Origin of the sequence: Paenibacillus sp. D2_2, from assembly GCF_031199965.1 — a bacterium.
Classification (GTDB): domain Bacteria; phylum Bacillota; class Bacilli; order Paenibacillales; family Paenibacillaceae; genus Fontibacillus.
The window spans coordinates 3,324,087-3,341,597 of record NZ_CP133605.1 but is presented as its reverse complement, the minus strand read 5'-3'; the positions used below and the strand labels follow the sequence as shown (position 1 = coordinate 3,341,597).

Sequence of the window (17,511 nt, the reverse complement as noted above, 5' to 3'; positions counted from 1 at the left end):
AGGAGGTGCCTCACCATGGACATGAACCAATATTTATCCATGTTTATCGATGAGTCGAATGATCATTTGCAGGCATTAAATGAAAATATGCTGGAGCTAGAGCAAACCCCCGATGATATCGGGATCGTGCAGGTCATTTTTAGGTCAGCCCATACGTTAAAAGGGATGGCTGCAACGATGGGATTTGAGGACCTATCATCTCTCACTCACCAAATGGAGAATGTACTTGACCTGGTTCGTAATGAGAAGCTGAAAATGCAGGATTATATCTTTGATACTCTATTTCAAGGCTTGGATGCACTGCAAGCAATGGTGCAGGATATTACCCAGGGCGGGGAAGGCAAGGCTGACGTCAGCTCAATCGTAGCTTCACTTCAGGCCATTGTACGCGGGGATTTCACATCGAACGAGGCACCTGCTGCAGCCGCAGCGCCAGCTGCAAGTCAGGCTTCTGGTAGCATCGAAATTAGCCTAGATCAATACCAATACTCTGTACTAGAACAATCAATCACTGAAGGCCACAGTGTTCTGTACGTTAGTGTCGCCATCCGTGAAGACAGTCAGCTCAAGGCGGCGAGAGCATATATGGTATTTGACCTGCTCGAGCGTTATGGTGACATTGTTAAGTCGAGCCCATCGGTTCAAGATATTGAACAGGAGAAGTTCGATCGTAGTTTCTCCTTATATTACATAACTCAAAAAGAAGCCCCAGAATTACAGGGTATGATTCAAAACCTTTCGGAGATCGAATCTGCAGAAGTGATGCAGCTCGATCATGAGACACTTAAGCAGATCTCTTCCGGGTTACAAGAAACGGCAGCCACAGCTGTGGCTAAGCCTGTTCAAGAGACAAGCGGTGCAGACAAATTACCAAGTGCACCTGCTGCGAAACCGTCTGCGAAGGCGGAACCAAAGAAGGCAGTCAACCAACACGCTGGTTCAGCAGCGCCATCAAGGACGATCCGGGTTGATATCGATCGGCTTGATGTACTAATGAACCTACTTAGTGAATGGCTGATTGATCGTTCTCGTCTGGAGCAGCTTGCGAGTGAAGTAAGACGCTCCGACTTAACAGAGACAGTAGAGCATATGAGTCGGGTTGGTAGCGATCTACAGAACATCGTGCTTAAGCTGAGAATGGTGCAGATTGATACGGTGTTCAATCGCTTCCCGCGCATGGTGCGAGACGTGGCCAAATCATTGGATAAGAAAATCGATTTGATTATTACTGGTGCAGAGACCGAACTTGACCGTACGGTTATTGATGAGATCGGTGATCCTCTTGTTCATTTGCTCCGTAACGCAGTAGACCATGGCATAGAACAAACGGCGGAACGGATCGCTGCTGGTAAGCCAGAGACAGGAACCGTTAATTTACGGGCCTTCCATAGCGGAAATCATGTCTTTATCGAAATTGAGGATGATGGACATGGTATTGACCGTAGCAAAATTTTAGCTAAAGCGATATCCAAAGGCATTGTCACTGAGAGCGAAGGCGCGGCGATGAAGGATGAAGAGGTCTATATGCTATTGTTCGCATCTGGCTTTAGTACCGCAGAGGTCATCTCCGATATATCTGGTCGTGGCGTGGGATTGGATGTTGTTAAGACGAAGATAGAATCGCTTAGTGGCGTTGTATCGGTAGAGTCCAAGCTCGGTAAAGGTACGAAGTTCACCGTTCAGCTTCCGCTTACGCTATCCATTATCTCGGCGATGTTGATTAAGGTAGGTACAGAGAAGTATGCGATTCCGTTATCTTCGATTGTCGAGACCGGGCTCATTCAGCGCAGTCAGATCCGTCAGGTTCACGGCTATACAATGATTCCATACAGGGATGCGCATATTCCGCTGTTGTCGCTTGCTAATCTCTTCGGAGTACCGGGTTATGATGAGAATGCGGAAGAGGAATCCGAGATCGTCGTAGTTCGCAAAGGTGATCGTCTCGCCGCAGTTACGGTCGAGGATTTCATCGGCCAGAGCGAGATCGTCATTAAGAATCTGGGCAAATATCTTCCGGCCATTCAGGGGATCGCTGGTGCAACTATCCTTGGGGATGGTCAAGTTGCATTGATCATTGATCCGAATGCCTTCATTAAATAAGCGTCATTTTAAGAGGTAGTTCAAAAAGTCCGCTTTTTCAGCAATTATTTAAGGAGGAATTTTCATGGGAGAGGAATTGAAAGTAATCGTTTTTAAGCTGGGTGAAGAAGAATACGGCATCGAGGTAAACAAGGTTCAGACGATCGAGCGTATGATGCCAATCACCCGTGTACCCAAGACGTTCTCGTTCGTCAAAGGCGTGATCAATTTACGCGGCGTTGTTATTCCTGTCATTGATCTTCGTGGGCGATTCGGTCTACCGGAGAGTGAATTTACGGATCAGACTCGTATTATTATCGTTACAGCGAATGAGATGGAGGTCGGCTTCATCGTCGATTCCGCCAATGATGTCATTGATATTAACAGTGACATCATCGATTCTCCTCCAGATGTAGTGGGTGGAGTCAAAGCCAAATATTTGCGTGGTGTTGCACGCATCTCCGAAGAGCGCTTGCTCGTGATGCTGAATTTGTCTGAGGTATTAAATCGCAGCGAGATTATCCAATTGGAAAGTCTAGAGGGTTAAGCTGTGGACTTATTCAATCATTTGGAAGAGTTCAAAATGGATGTCCTGAAAGAGGTTGGCAATATCGGCGCCGGCAATGCAGCTACGGCTCTTTCCCGCTTGCTGAACAAACCGATTGATATGGCTGTCCCCAAAGTACAAATGCTCCCCTTCGAAGCTATTTCGGATCAAGTAGGCGGAGCAGAGCAGGTCGTCTTGGCCGTCTTCCTCCGAGTTGAGGGAGATGCGCCAGGCAATCTCTTCTTTATTCTTAGTCCTGAGGCAGCCAAGAAGCTTCTTCATCGTCTAGCCGGATTTGAGGTCAGCGATGGAGAGGACTTCTCTGAAATGGAATGGTCCGCACTCTCCGAGATCGGCAATATCCTGGCTGGTTCCTATCTGTCTTCGCTTGCGGATTTTACAATGCTGCAGATGACGCCGACAGTACCTGCACTGGCACTGGATATGGCTGGAGCCATCCTGAGCTATGGTCTATTGCAATTTGGAGAGATGGGGGACTCCGCACTCTTGATTGATACAACCTTTATTGAAGGACAGCATGAAGTTGAAGGCCAGTTTTTCCTTATCCCAGACCCGGAATCTTTTGCCAAAATATTCACCGCTCTAGGAGTACCGCTGGATCATGATTAATGAACAGCAGGTTGTCAAGGTTGGCATGGCCGATTTGAATGTCATATCCGGGCATGGTCTGATCCGGACAACCGGTCTTGGGTCCTGTGTTGGGTTAACGCTATATGATCCGATTAAGAAAGTGGCTGGTCTGGCACATGTCATGCTTCCTTCATCCGAGATTGCTCGGGAGGGGGCGTTGAACCTGGCGAAATATGCTGATACGGCATTGGACAAGTTGCTGGAGGAAGTGCTGGCGATCGGAGCTTGTCAAAAGCGACTCATCGCCAAGATGGCAGGGGGAGCGCAAATGTTCTCTTTTGCCGGGGCTTCGGATTCGATGAGGATTGGACCGAGAAATGCAGAGGCATGCAAAGAGAAGTTGCAGGAACTGGGTATACCTTTAATTGCAGAAGATACGGGTGGAAATCACGGGCGTACGATTGAGTTAGATGTTGAGACAGGCACTTTATATATCAGAAGTGTACAAATGGGTGTAAAGGAACTGTAGCATATGACAGGGAAAATCCGTTACTTTATGTTGTTTGGTTTTATTGGCTTTTTGATTACTTTCGCGGCATCCGCGGGCAATAATCTGTTCGCAACAAGCCTGATCCGGTCGATTGTAGCGTTCGCGATATGGTTCGCCCTTTCTTGGGTAGGAAGCTGGATGATCAGCTTTCTTAAGGAGCTTCCGCCGGACGTTGGAACTCAGGAAGAAGCGGCATTGGCTGCGGAAATCGGGAAAGGTGGCAATTTGGATCTAACGACTCCGGATGAAAGCAAGGAGATCGGTGACTTATTGAAGCAGGCTCCAGAGGGAGAGTTATCGGAACAACAGTTTACACCGCTTAATCCACCAAGATTAGTGAAGACTACTGACGATAAAGATCCTGAAGAGTTGGCTAAAGTCGTTCGTCACCTGACAGAACAATAAGGAGGGTGAAGGCAATTGCACGAACGGAAGACATCCACTCTGAATTATGCTGATGTCTGGGAGCAGTGGAAAGAACACGGCGATTTAGAGGCGAAGAAACAACTTATCGAGCAGTACTTGCATATTGTTGACTACGTTTCGGGACGTCTAGCCGTCGGTTTGCCGAAGAACGTCTCCAAGGATGACTTGTTCAGTAATGGGGTTATGGGATTGATCGATGCGGTCGAGAAATTCGACTACAAACGTGGCCTTCAGTTTGAAACCTATGCTTCATGGAGAGTAAGGGGAGCGATACTGGATGGGCTTCGGCAAGGCGACTGGGTTCCTCGTTCCGTCAGGGAAAAGCTAAGAAGATCGAAGAAGGCTATCAGCATCTAGAGCAACAATACCTGCGTTCGGTATCGGATGCGGAGATGAGCAATTATTTACAGATAAGTGAAAAAGAGTTTCAATCCATGCTTCAAGAAGTAGCAGTTATGACGCTATGCTCTCTCGAAGACCCAATTCGGGAAGAAGAATCTGAGACAAGACTTACATTACTCGTTGACGAGAAAGCTAAAAACCCGGATTATAAAGTACGAGAATTCTTTTTGAAAGATTCCCTGACTAAGGGAATCGAGAAGTTGACTGAGAAGGAACGTACGGTTGTCTCTTTGTTGTATTATGAAGATTTGTCGTTAAGTGAGATCGCGGAGGTCATGTCATTATCGCCTTCACGAATTTCACAGCTTCATTCCAAGGCGATTTTAAGACTTCGCGGAACATTGGAAAAGCAGCGGGATTTGCTCATGTGTAATGATTAAGAAGTGTCATTTTCCACAGGGTAAATGGATTTCGGAGAGGAGCGGCTAATGGACTATTCAGGTGATTTGGGACAGATTCTCGGAATTACGATCAATGACGACAAGACGGTTGCCTATTTGCAGTTTCTGAAGAAGGAAGAGGAATTTAGCTGCACGGAAGATGCCTTGCTGCATTTTCTGCGCAGTGAAGGAATCAAATACGGATTACAACACGATATTGTTAAGCGCTTCATTGTAAATCCGAAGGAGTATTACTATAGTAAAACTCCGATTGCTATTGGTATTGAGTCGCAACAGGGAGAGGATGGCAAGATCAGATATTCGGTATCAATGAATGATGATCAGCGCATGAGACCTGCCGAGTCGGAAGATGGCAAAGTGGACTATAAGGATGTGACTCGCCTTAACAATGTTCGCAAAGGGCAAATTATAGCGGAGTTGATACCGCCGGTTCCAGGCAAACAGGGGATGGCGGTGACTGGTGATCCGATCCCTTATAGAGAGGGTAAAGCGGCTAGATTCAAGGTCGGCAAAAATGTAGTGCTTAATCCGGAGCAGACAGCCATGTATGCTGCGATAGACGGTCTGGTAACACAGACGGATAAAGGGAAGATCAACGTTTTCCCAGTTTACGAAATCAATGGGGATGTAGATTATAGTACGGGGAATATCGATTTTGTAGGAACAGTTGTCATTCGTGGCAATGTGCTTACAGGCTTTAAGATAACGGCATCCGGCGATATTCGCGTCATTGGCGGTGTTGAAGGGGCCGAGTTATATGCGGATGGCTCTATAGAGGTCACCGGAGGCATTATTGGCTACAACAAGGGAATGATTAAGGCGGGGCATAACGTAAAAGGTTCTTTTATTCAGGATGCCAATGTGATCGCTGGTGAAGATGTAATTGCTACCCAGAGCATCATGCATTCTAATATCCGTGCAGGTAGAGATGTGATTTGCAGCGGTTCTAAAGGTCTTATTGTAGGGGGAATCATTCAGGCTGGCGAGAGGGTAGTTGCGCGTATCATCGGAAATCCGATGTCAACGACAACTTCGATCGAAGTCGGGGTCGTCCCAGAGCTTCGGAACGAGCTACTGAACCTAAGGCAGCAAATTAAAGACATTATGGTCAATCTGGACAAGACAGACAAAGCTTTAACCTTGCTCGATCAATTGGCTTCCATGGGTAAGCTGACGCCAGATAAAGTAGCGATGCGCTCTAAACTGGGGCTATCCAAGAAATCTAACGTTGAGGAAATTAACGATATCAAGGAACGAATCCTGGATATAGAAAAGGCTTTAGAAGATACAGGAAAAGCACGTATAGATGTTATGAAAATGATATACGGCGGATCTAGGATTGTTATTGGACGTTATACGAAATACATAAAAGATCCGATCTCACGAATGTCTTTCTACTATAGTGAAGGGGATATTTCAATGTCACCTTATGTTTAGAGAAAGAGAGGCAATCCCATGGATTTGAAATCTATCGAACTACAAATCGCCGTGCCGCGGACTAGTGAAGCAGGACGTGTTCAGCACGAGGGACAACATCGGCCTCAGATCGATCAAAGTATGCTATCAGCGCAAAATATGAAGGATAGCGAACTCCAAAGACAACGCAGTACGGAAGTGGATGAAGGTGCGTCCGGGTCTCATGTGAAACGGGATGAAAAATCATCCTCAGGACAGCAGCAGCAGGGTAAAACATCCGGGGATCATCAGGAGGAGAAAGAGAAAGAAAACTGGCTGAGCATCCTTATAAAGGACATCATATTGATCTATCTTTATAGTGCGAATTCCGGATTAATTTATAGAGAAGTACACAAATATTTTTACAGCAAAAAGGTGAGGATGACATTGTCTTTTAGTGATCCGTGGATTTATATCGTGCTCCTTGGGTTGGCAGCGTTCGTCTATGCGCTGTTACTTCCTGAGCGAAAATCAGCTGCGCAAGCGAAGACTGGCGCGAATCATGAGTTGGAGGCAACTTTAGAGCAGTATATGTCTGATATTGAACAAGAGAATGGCGAACTCATCGATCTGGTGGCGCAGATGAAGCAGGACTTTGCCTCCAAGCAGCTGGCGCAGCAGGAGCAGATTGTTGAATTAAGGCAACGGGTCATTGAAGTAGAGCTTGCCTCCCGAGAACAGACATCGGTTGTTGGAAAAATCGCTAATACCGCTCCTGTTATGGAGGTAGTTGGGGAGGATTCTGTTCAAGAGACTCCTGCTACCGTTATTTCGGATGTGGCCCGTTCACAGATCAGTTATGCTGCCATCCAAACTGCGGCTGCTCAGGAAGCGACTAAGGTAGTTGTGCAGGAGGCTATAGAGTCTATTGTTGAACCGGAACCTGAGCCGCAGGCTCCTGAATCGGTACGTGATCGTTATCCACAATTATTTGAGTTGTATAACAAGGGCAAATCTATCGATTCAATTGCTAAAACTCTTGAAATACCGAGCGGAGAAGTACAACTTATTCTTCAGCTTGCAAAAAGGGAGGAGTCCCGATGATTAAAAATCGCCATTTTATGATGGGACTCGGCATCGGATTGATCGTCGGAGCACTGTTACTGCAACTTATGATGATTGGACAGGGAGGCAGCGGGAAGCTGTGGAGTAAGGAACAAGTTGAACAGGCTGCCGCGCTGCTTAATTTGAAGGTCGTAGAACATGATGCTGAACTACTTACTAAGGAAGAGTGGGAAGCCCAATCTAAACAAGATGGACAAGCTACTGGTTCGGATCAGGGCTCAAAGCCGGATTCTGAAGGCAAGAAGGTTGATGTTCCGGCAGATCCTAAAACGCCGACTGTACCTGATACACCAGCCACAACGGATGCCAGCGTTAACGATACTTCAAAGGCGACCGTGCCGGAAACTCCAAAGACAGACGTTCCTAAAGAACCTAATAAGCCTGAGCCCGAGGAGGTTGAGTATAAAATCACCTACGGCAATACGCTAACCAACGTTGCTGACGGGCTCTCCAAAAAGGTGTAATCGCTAGTAAGAATGAGTTCATCAAGAAAGCGAAGGAACGCAAGATCAATGCGAAAATTCGAACCGGCACGTACTCCTTCCAGGTTGGCGAGGACTATGATTCGATCATCGACAAGATCATTGCCCCTCGATAAGGAAGTTCAGCTACTGAATACCGAACTTTTTGAACACGAACTAAATAATCACGATTATTTATAACCAAAAATTTGTCTGATTTATTACGAGAGCTCCTGAATTCCTGGAGCTTTTTTTGCATGATTAGTACTTTTTCGAGAAAAGCAGCGCTGACTTGTTGCATCCACATTTTACTTATGGTATATTAAATGACGGTGTTATAACGCACGCTGACTGATTTCGCGAAGGGTGCTCCTACTATAGGAGTCTTGGCGGGAAATGACGTTTGCGGAGGAAGCATCAAAAAAACCAATTTTAGGAGGTGCGTGAAGATGGCAGTAATCTCCATGAAACAACTGCTTGAAGCAGGGGTACACTTCGGACACCAAACACGTCGTTGGAACCCGAAAATGGACAAATATATCTTCACTGAAAGAAACGGAATTTACATCATTGACTTGCAAAAGACAGTCAAGAAAGTGGAAGAAGCTTATAACTTTGTTAAGAGCGTAGCTGAAGAGAACGGAACAATTTTGTTCGTAGGTACTAAGAAGCAAGCTCAAGACTCTGTTAAAGAAGAAGCTGAACGCGCTGGTCAATTCTTCATTAACCAACGTTGGCTCGGCGGAACGCTGACTAACTTCCAAACAATTCAAAAACGGATCGACCGTTTGAAATTGCTTGAAACTTGGGAAGAAGACGGAACTTTCACTGTATTGCCTAAGAAGGAAGTAATCATCCTTCGCAAAGAGAAAGATCGTCTTGAGAAATTCCTGGGCGGTATCAAGAACATGAAGGGCTTGCCTAGCGCTCTGTTCATCATCGATCCTCGTAAAGAGCGTATCGCTGTTGCTGAAGCTCGCAAACTCGGTATCCCAATCGTAGGTATCGTTGATACTAACTGCGATCCGGACGAAATCGATTATGTGATTCCTGGTAACGACGATGCAATCCGTGCTGTTAAATTGCTCACTAGCAAAATGGCTGACGCTGTTATTGAAGCTAACCAAGGCGAACAAACTACAGCTTAATTCAGCTTAATAGTGAAATAATAAATTAAATCAAAAAGGGTGGTTAGTAGGTGTTAAACCTCTCGCTACCCTTTTTTTAAAGAGATTAAAGAAGAAGCTAAATAATCTGCTTATTCGATATGGAGGGTAATAACAATGGCTGTTGATGCAAAATTGGTAAAAGAACTTCGCGAAAAAACTGGAGCAGGAATCTTGGACTCCAAGAAAGCGCTCGAAGAAGCTAACAATGATGTGAATAAAGCAATCGAATTGCTCCGTGAAAAAGGTTTGGCAGCTGCTGCAAACAAAGCGGGCCGCATTGCAACTGAAGGTGTTGTAGAATCCTACATCCACGCTGGCGGACGTATCGGCGTATTGGTAGAAATCAACTGCGAAACTGACTTCGTAGCGAAGACGGATCAATTTAAAGAATTCGCTCGTGATGTTGCTATGCATATCGCAGCAATGAGCCCACGTTATGTTCGTCGCGAAGAAGTTCAACAAGATGAGATTGAGAAGGAAAAGGAAATCTTGCGCGCTCAAGCTTTGAACGAAGGTAAGCCAGAGAAGATCGTTGACAAAATGGTTGAAGGCCGCATCAACAAATACTACGAAGAGTTCTGCCTGCTTGAGCAAGCTTTCGTTAAAGACCCAGACAAGACGATCGCTAACCTCGTAAGCGAGAAAATCAGCACAATCGGTGAGAACATCTCGATCCGCCGCTTCGTTCGTTATGAGCTTGGCGAAGGTCTGGAGAAGAAAGTCGACAACTTCGTAGAAGAAGTTATGGCTCAAGTTAAGAACTAAGCAGCAGATAATATAATCGAATTACATGTAGAAGAAGTGGGAACACACCGTGTTCCTTCTTTTATAGATATAGGTATGTCCGTTTATAAGAACGGTTGTACCTTTTGACTTGACCTAAGCCCAGCGTGAGAACGCGTATATATCCTCTATGCTTAGGCATGAAGGGTATATACGATGCCTCATGAAGGATGATTGTGGAGGGTATGCATTTGAAACAGCCAGTTTATAAACGTATCGTCTTGAAAGTCAGCGGTGAATCGCTTTCCGGCCAGAACGGATATGGTATCGATGCAGAAACGATCTCATCGATCGCTGAACAAGTGAAGGAAGTCGTCGAGCTTGGCGTAGAAGTAGCTATCGTATGTGGCGGCGGTAACATTTGGCGTGGAATCGCTGGAAGTGCCAAAGGAATTGATCGTGCGACAGCCGATTATATGGGCATGCTAGCAACAGTCATGAATTCCCTGGCTTTGCAAGATGCATTGGAACAGATTGATGTGCCTACGCGGGTACAGACTTCGATTGCGATGCAGCAAATTGCTGAACCTTATATTCGCCGTAGAGCGATTCGTCATTTGGAGAAAGGCCGCGTTGTCATATTCGCAGCTGGTACGGGTAATCCATTCTTCTCCACAGACACAACAGCAGCTCTTCGTGCTGCTGAGATTGAAGCTGAAGTCATCCTGATGGCTAAGAACAAGGTGGACGGAGTATATTCGGCAGATCCATTTGTGGATCCAACAGCTGAGAAGTTTGAGGTCCTGACTTATCTTGAAGTGCTTAACAAAAATCTTGGAGTTATGGATTCTACAGCTTCATCGCTCTGCATGGACAACAACATTCCGCTCATCGTGTTTGCTATTACAGAACAAGGTAATATTAAGCGCGTCGTCCTGGGCGAGAAGATCGGGACGATCGTCAAAGGGAGTGTAGATTAATGCCAGGAACGATCAAAAAGCACGCTGAAGAACGTATGGAAAAAGCGATTCAGGCGTTGAAAAGAGATCTAGCAACTCTTCGTGCCGGAAGAGCGACTCCAGCATTGCTTGACCGCATTCAAGTAGATTACTATGGATCGCCAACTCCGCTTAATCAATTGGCTAACATTAACACGCCGGATACGCGTACGTTGATGATTCAGCCTTGGGACAAATCGTCACTGTCTGATATTGAGAGAGCGATTATGAAGTCGGATCTGGGTTTGACGCTGGCTAACGACGGTATAAACATTCGCTTGTCGATCCCACCACTGACTGAAGAGCGTCGGGTTGAGTTGGTGAAGATGACGAAGAAACACGGAGAAGAATCTAAAGTCGCTATTCGCAACATTCGCCGCGATGCTAACGACGATATTAAAAAGTTGGAAAAAACGGACATTTCCGAGGATGAATCTCGTAGACATCAAGAGGATGTTCAGAAAATGACCGATAAATATATCGCGGAAGTTGAAAAAGTGCTTGCAGCTAAAGAAAAGAGATCATGGAAGTTTAAGAGACGAGAAGCGGCCCCTCCTAATACGGTGGGGTTTTGTCTCTTTTCATCACCTACTGGAGGAAAAGAAATGATCAAGCTATTTCAATCCTGGTGGAAAAAAGGGGATAGACCTGCGTCGTCTGTAGATCCGTCAACTGTGGATCTTTCAGATGAAAATATACCAAAGCACGTTGCAATCATTATGGATGGAAACGGGCGTTGGGCGCGTAGACGGGGGATGCCGCGTAATATGGGCCACCGCAGCGGGATGAAGGCTGTGAAAAGGGCAACGATTGCAGCTGATGAACTAGGTATATCTGTCTTGACGCTATACGCGTTCTCTACAGAGAATTGGAAGCGTCCTAAGGAAGAGGTAGACTACCTGATGGCTATCCCAAAAGAATTTCTCGCCTTGGAATTGGATGAACTGATTCAGAAGAATGTGCAGATCCGCATGATGGGTTACACGAAGGAACTTCCAGACCATACGATCGCTGCAATGAAGGAAGCAATGGAGCGAACGAAGAATAACACGGGACTTATTTTGAACTTTGCTTTGAATTACGGCAGCAGACGCGAGATTACGGAGGGTGTGAGAGAACTTGCTCGTAGTGTTCAGGCTGGCGAACTCTCTGCTGACCAGATCACTGAAGAGATGATTCAGTCCAAGCTTTTGTCCGCAGGCTTGCCGGAGCCCGATTTATTGATCCGAACGAGTGGAGAGCTCAGACTTAGCAATTTCATGCTGTGGCAGACTGCTTATAGCGAGCTTTGGTTCACGGATTTATATTGGCCTGATTTCGGCCGGGAGCATCTATTCGCTGCGGTCGCAGAATATCAACGGCGAACACGCCGGTATGGTGGGTTATCCTAGTGAAGATGGAAATTTAATGACTTGTTTTTGATCACGACCCCTAGCTTCATTCAATTATCTCGGTGCTGAAGAGCCAAGTCATTAAATCTTTATTGAAATGGAAGGTGCAGACCAGTGAAACAACGATTGATCACGGGAATTGTGGCCGGAGGCTTTTTCCTTGGACTTTGCTTGCTTGGTGGAGTCGGCTTCAACATATTAATTTTGCTCATGGCCTTGATAGGTTTCTATGAGTTTGTTCGAATGATTGGGCTGCCGGCTTTCGGAGTACCTGCTTTGCTTGGCTATCTCGGTGTACTCTATGCTGTTTTCCCTTGGGAATCCTTCGGAATGGAGTTGCCTTGGGATCTGATGCGCGTATTTGTGCTGCTGATGCTGCTGTTCCTAGTCACAACTGTGATTACGAAAAATGAGCTTCCTATTTCCACGGTATCTTTGTTATTCTTGGGTATGGTATATATTGGAATTGGTTTTTCTTCTATTGTGGCAACAAGAAATATACAGGATGGGCATGGGTTATTTTGGACTTTCCTCTTACTGATCTCAATTTGGAGCAGTGATGCCGGAGCTTATTTTGTCGGACGCAAACTGGGAAAAAACAAGCTGTGGCCAGCCATTAGCCCAAATAAGACGGTGGAAGGCGCGATAGGTGGAGTTGTATTGTCTGTCGTGGCTGCAGTAATCTTCGCGCTTGCTTCAGGCGGGTTACTGACTGTTGGACAAGCAATTATCCTAGGAGTGATTGCGGCCGTAGTAGGGCAGATGGGGGACTTGATTCAATCGGCATATAAACGGGCTTACGGAATCAAGGATTCAGGCACGATCTTGCCGGGGCATGGAGGGATTCTTGATCGGTGCGACAGTTGGATTGCTGTATTCCCGTTCATACATATCCTCATGCTTCTCCCCTATTAGAGGAAGTTCAATAACTGTCTTTTGATCACGAGGATTATTCTTAAGAAGCGAACTCGGCATCGAATCTTGAATTCAGCCGGGTCCTCCGGTGCTCACGTACAAACTACGTACGCTCCGCTCCTCGGACCCTAGCTTTATCCAACCTTCTCGGTGCTGAAAAGCCACTTATTGAACCTTGATTGGAAGGGAAATTTAATGACTTGTTTTTGATCACGAAGGAGCTCTAAGAAGTGGACTCGACATCGAATCTTGAATATACATTCATTACTATATAGTGGTGAGGTGCGTTATGAAGAAAATTGCAATTATAGGTTCAACTGGATCGATCGGGACGCAGACGCTGGACGTTGTTCAGCAGCATCCAGAGCAGTTTACCGTTGAAGGACTTGCTGCTGGAGCCAATGTGGATTTGTTTGTTCAACAAGTGAATCAGTTCCGACCGAAGAAGGCCTCTATTGCTACTAAGGAATTGGCGGATCAAGTACGTCCGTTGCTTCCAGCTGATGTAGAGCTTAGCTACGGGGAAGAAGGCTTGATCGAGGTTGCTGCCGGTACTGAAGCCGATACAGTGGTCACCGCGATTGTCGGCAGTGCTGGTCTATCAGCTACTTTGGCGGCTATTTCTGAGGGGAAGACCATCGCTCTAGCGAATAAGGAAACCCTTGTATCAGCGGGTCACCTCGTAACAACTCTAGCCAAGGAGAAAGGCGTATCCATACTTCCGGTTGACAGTGAACATTCGGCTATTTTTCAATGTCTGAATGGTGAGAATATGGAGGATGTGGCAGGAATTACGATCACGGCCTCAGGTGGCTCTTTTCGCGATTATAGTCGTGAGCAGCTTACCAATGTGACCGTTGAGGACGCCTTGAAACATCCGAACTGGTCTATGGGCGCAAAGATAACGATCGATTCGGCCACGATGGTCAACAAAGGACTGGAAGTGATTGAAGCCCACTGGTTGTTTGGGCTTGGATTTGAACAGATTGGTGTATTGCTCCATCCTGAGAGCATTGTCCACTCTTTCGTTGAGTATCGTGATGGAAGTATCATCGCTCAACTCGGAACTCCGGATATGCGTGTTCCAATTCAGTATGCACTTTCGTATCCGCGTCGCTGGAATTCGGCAGCGCAGCGTCTTTCTTTGGCCCAGGCAGGTAAGCTTAATTTCAGGGAGATGGATTTTGAACGTTTTCCTTGTTTAAGACTAGCTTTTGAATGTGGTAAAATAGGAGGTACCGCACCGACGGTGTTTAATGCAGCCAATGAGGTTGCGGTAGCTCGCTTCTTAAGGAGAGATATTTCCTTCTTAAAGATTGAATATCTCATTGAGACCGTGCTTTCCAGACATGAAGCTCTGGCCGATCCAAGTCTTGAAGTAATCAAGGATGCTGACCAATGGGCGAGAGCGGTCGCTGAATCACTGTAATTCCTCGAAGGGTCTGCTGTCGTCAATATGGAAAAGATTCATTCTTGTATTCTCTTGTGCCTAATCGGAGAATAATGATAATCTATAAAGAACTTGGACGATCCGTGGCCAAAAGGAGGATGCTTTCGATTGGAACTACTGAAAATTATTTTTTTGACGGTGCTCATGTTTTTCGTCATTGTGGCGGTGCATGAATGGGGGCACTTTTACTTCGCAAAACGTGCTGGAATATTGGTGCGAGAATTTGCGATCGGATTTGGACCTAAGTTGTTCGCTTTCAAACGGGACGAGACGCAGTTTACTTTTCGTCTGCTTCCCTTTGGTGGATATGCCCGCATGGCCGGAGAGGATCCTGAGCTGATCGAGATTTCTAACGGCCAGACGATAGCGCTACGCCTGGAAGAGGATAAAGTCCGCAAGATTTATTTGGACCGTCTGGACAGTCGCAAGAATGTCATTCGCGGTGAGGTGTTACAGATCGATCTGGTCGATGATCTGTCTGTACTACTGGATGTAGATGGAGAGAGTGTTAGATATCAGATTCATCCGCAGGCGATGCTTGTTGTTAAGGGTAAAGAGACACAGATTGCGCCAAGAAACCGACAATATGGTAGCAAGACTGTCGCACAAAGGGCACTATCGATCTTTGCCGGACCGCTTATGAATTTCATTCTAGCTTTCGTGCTGTTTGCGTTGTATACATTCATGGCGGGGATTCCACTTGATCATCCGAGCCATCTGCAGGTCGGAGATGTAGTGAAGGGTATGCCTGCAGCGGAAGCTGGAGTGCTAGAGGGCGATATCATTGAGAAGATTAATGGTAAGTCAGTTGGAACCGATGCAAACAAAATGATTGAGTCGATACAGGCTTCCAAAGATAAACCGATGGTATGGACGCTTAAGCGTGGAGAACAGGAGATTAATATTACCGTTACTCCGCGTGCGGCAGACAACGAGCAGGTGGGGAAGGTAGGAAGCTCGATTATCACATTCTTCCCTATGCGGAGTGCTTCTATTGGTGAATCGATCACCACAGCTGGATCTGATATGGTAGGTACAACCAAGTTGATCTTCCAAGGGTTTCAGCAGTTGATTAACAAATTCTCCATGGACGATCTCGGTGGACCAGTAAGAACCTTTGAAGTAACAGGACAGATTGCCAAGCAAGGGATTGTACAGCTCACCAGATGGACGGCGATTCTAAGTCTGTATCTGGGAATATTTAATTTGCTGCCGATTCCGGCACTTGACGGTAGTCGGTTAATCTTCCTGGGCATCGAAGCTCTTCGCCGCAAGCCGGTTGATCCGAATCACGAGGGCTTGGTGCATTTTATCGGCTTTGCTATGCTGTTCCTGTTAATGATTGCAGTAACCTATAACGATATATTACGATTGTTTGGATAATATGAGGTTTTTACGGGAGGACAAGAGTTTTTATGGCTAACGAGGAGAAACAATTTGTTACGGAAATTACCCCACAAGGAGAGGACTTCTCTCGCTGGTATATTGATGTCATTAAGAAAGCGGATTTGATGGACTACTCACCAGTACGCGGCTGTATTGTATTTAAGCCGGACGGCTATGAGATTTGGGAACATATTCAGTCTGAATTGGATCGTCGTTTCAAAGAGACAGGCCATCGCAACGCCTATTTCCCACTCTTTATCCCAGAGAGCTTCTTCCAAAAGAGAAGGAGCATGTGGAAGGTTTCAATCCAGAGCTCCCTTGGGTGACCGAAGCGGCTGGTGAGAAGCTGGAAGAACGCCTCGCGATCAGACCTACCTCAGAGACAATGATCGGGCATATGTATGAGAAATGGATTCAATCCTATCGGGACTTGCCAGTGCTGATCAATCAATGGGCTAACGTTGTTCGTTGGGAGAAGCGGACATTGCCGTTCCTACGGACGAGCGAATTCTTGTGGCAGGAAGGCCACACTGCTCATGAAAATGAACAAGAAGCTCGCGAAGAGACAATGCGGATGCTGGAAACTTACCGTGATTTTGTAGAGGGTTATCTTGCGATTCCGGTCATTACAGGACAGAAGACACCGTCCGAGAAGTTTGCTGGTGCTGTTGATACCTTCTCAATTGAAGCGATGATGAAGGATGGACGCGCCGTACAGGCGGGAACCTCACATTATCTCGGAACTAACTTTGCTACTGCGTTTAATATCCAATATTTGAACCGTGAAAATGAACGTGAATTTGTGCATACGACCTCCTGGGGTGTAAGCACTCGCTTGATCGGTTCATTGATTATGGTGCACGGGGATGACCGTGGGCTGGCGTTGCCGCCTAAGGTAGCTCCGAAGCAAGTCATGATCATTCCTATCGGACCACCTAAGACTCGCGATATGGTTATTGGCCGTAGTGATGAGTTATTCGCTGAATTGAAGAAGGCGGGGATCCGCGTAGGCATGGATGACCGTGCTGACGTTCGCCCGGGCTGGAAGTTCAATGAATATGAAATGCGCGGCGTTCCTGTCCGGCTTGAGATTGGCCCTCGTGACATGGAGAATGGCGTTTGCGTCCTTGTATCCCGTATTAGCGGTGAGAAGAAGGTCGTACAACAAGACCGTCTCGTGGAAGAGGTTCAAGCGATGCTGGAACAAGTGCATCAGGAAATGTTTAACCGTGCCAAGGCATTCCGTGATGAGCATTTCTATTCTGTAGATACATTGGATGAGATGAAAGCTAGCATGGAAGAGAAGCGCGGATTCACACTCGCAGGCTGGTGCGGCTCTGAGGCTTGTGAACATCAAGTCAAAGAGGAGACCGGAGCAACTAGCCGGAATATTCCATTTGAGCCGGAAGTTCAGAAGACGAAATGTCTCGTTTGTGGCGAACCGGCCAAGCATACTGTTGTTTTTGCCAGAGCCTATTAATTAGTCCTGCAGCAAGAACTGT

At 46.4% G+C, this 17,511-nt stretch carries 15 protein-coding genes and 3 pseudogenes; all 18 read left to right on the top strand.

The annotated features are described in order from the left end of the window. The first annotated feature begins 15 nt into the window (after positions 1 to 15). Positions 16 to 2,100: a chemotaxis protein CheW gene (locus RE628_RS16980; RefSeq protein WP_309154168.1), complete on the top strand. Its 2,085-nt coding sequence runs from the start codon at positions 16 to 18 to the stop codon at positions 2,098 to 2,100. Positions 2,101 to 2,164: 64 nt separating this feature from the next. Further along, positions 2,165 to 2,626 carry a chemotaxis protein CheW gene (locus tag RE628_RS16975; RefSeq protein WP_068780729.1) on the top strand — a complete coding sequence of 154 codons (462 nt, stop codon included), beginning with the start codon at positions 2,165 to 2,167 and terminating at the stop codon, positions 2,624 to 2,626. 36 nt (positions 2,627 to 2,662) lie between these two features. Then, positions 2,663 to 3,256, top strand: coding sequence for a chemotaxis protein CheC (locus RE628_RS16970; RefSeq protein WP_375143122.1), 594 nt, complete (start codon positions 2,663 to 2,665; stop codon positions 3,254 to 3,256). Continuing rightward, complete coding sequence (locus RE628_RS16965) at positions 3,249 to 3,746, top strand: chemotaxis protein CheD (protein WP_309154166.1); 498 nt, start codon at positions 3,249 to 3,251, stop codon at positions 3,744 to 3,746. Before RE628_RS16970 ends, RE628_RS16965 begins: the two co-directional genes overlap by 8 nt. Before the next feature lie 3 nt (positions 3,747 to 3,749). After that, entirely contained in the window at positions 3,750 to 4,172 is a 423-nt protein-coding gene (locus RE628_RS16960) for a hypothetical protein (protein ID WP_309154165.1), read from the top strand. Between the two features lie 15 nt (positions 4,173 to 4,187). Next, positions 4,188 to 4,975 (top strand): annotated as a pseudogene (locus RE628_RS16955) (FliA/WhiG family RNA polymerase sigma factor). A gap of 48 nt (positions 4,976 to 5,023) precedes the next feature. Beyond that, a complete protein-coding gene (locus RE628_RS16950; RefSeq protein WP_309154164.1) occupies positions 5,024 to 6,433 on the top strand; it encodes a flagellar assembly protein A in 1,410 nt (469 codons plus the stop codon). An 18-nt stretch (positions 6,434 to 6,451) separates the two neighbouring features. Further along, complete coding sequence (locus tag RE628_RS16945) at positions 6,452 to 7,495, top strand: DUF6115 domain-containing protein (RefSeq protein ID WP_309154163.1); 1,044 nt, start codon at positions 6,452 to 6,454, stop codon at positions 7,493 to 7,495. Beyond that, complete coding sequence (locus RE628_RS16940) at positions 7,492 to 7,980, top strand: hypothetical protein (protein WP_309154162.1); 489 nt, start codon at positions 7,492 to 7,494, stop codon at positions 7,978 to 7,980. The genes RE628_RS16945 and RE628_RS16940 overlap by 4 nt, the downstream gene beginning before the upstream one ends. Positions 7,981 to 8,426: 446 nt before the next feature. Beyond that, on the top strand, positions 8,427 to 9,125 hold the full coding sequence (rpsB, locus tag RE628_RS16935) for a 30S ribosomal protein S2 (RefSeq protein WP_309154161.1): 699 nt from the start codon (positions 8,427 to 8,429) through the stop codon (positions 9,123 to 9,125). Between the two features lie 135 nt (positions 9,126 to 9,260). Then, entirely contained in the window at positions 9,261 to 9,911 is a 651-nt protein-coding gene (tsf, locus tag RE628_RS16930) for a translation elongation factor Ts (protein ID WP_309154160.1), read from the top strand. Between the two features lie 209 nt (positions 9,912 to 10,120). After that, the gene (gene pyrH / locus RE628_RS16925; protein ID WP_068780740.1) at positions 10,121 to 10,849 is read left to right on the top strand and encodes a UMP kinase; all 729 of its coding nucleotides are present in this window, start codon (positions 10,121 to 10,123) and stop codon (positions 10,847 to 10,849) included. Then, positions 10,849 to 11,376 (top strand): annotated as a pseudogene (gene frr, locus RE628_RS16920) (ribosome recycling factor); the annotation flags it as partial. The gene pyrH and the pseudogene frr, both read left to right, overlap by 1 nt. Positions 11,377 to 11,472: 96 nt before the next feature. Then, positions 11,473 to 12,258: an undecaprenyl pyrophosphate synthase gene (locus RE628_RS16915; protein ID WP_309159490.1), complete on the top strand. Its 786-nt coding sequence runs from the start codon at positions 11,473 to 11,475 to the stop codon at positions 12,256 to 12,258. Between the two features lie 114 nt (positions 12,259 to 12,372). Further along, positions 12,373 to 13,173: a phosphatidate cytidylyltransferase gene (locus RE628_RS16910; RefSeq protein ID WP_309154159.1), complete on the top strand. Its 801-nt coding sequence runs from the start codon at positions 12,373 to 12,375 to the stop codon at positions 13,171 to 13,173. Between the two features lie 289 nt (positions 13,174 to 13,462). Further along, positions 13,463 to 14,602, top strand: coding sequence for a 1-deoxy-D-xylulose-5-phosphate reductoisomerase (locus RE628_RS16905; protein WP_309154158.1), 1,140 nt, complete (start codon positions 13,463 to 13,465; stop codon positions 14,600 to 14,602). 129 nt (positions 14,603 to 14,731) lie between these two features. After that, positions 14,732 to 16,006, top strand: a complete 1,275-nt coding sequence (gene rseP, locus RE628_RS16900) for an RIP metalloprotease RseP (protein ID WP_309154157.1) — start codon at positions 14,732 to 14,734, stop codon at positions 16,004 to 16,006. A 32-nt stretch (positions 16,007 to 16,038) separates the two neighbouring features. Further along, a pseudogene (proS, locus tag RE628_RS16895) lies at positions 16,039 to 17,489 on the top strand (proline--tRNA ligase). Positions 17,490 to 17,511 lie beyond the last annotated feature (22 nt).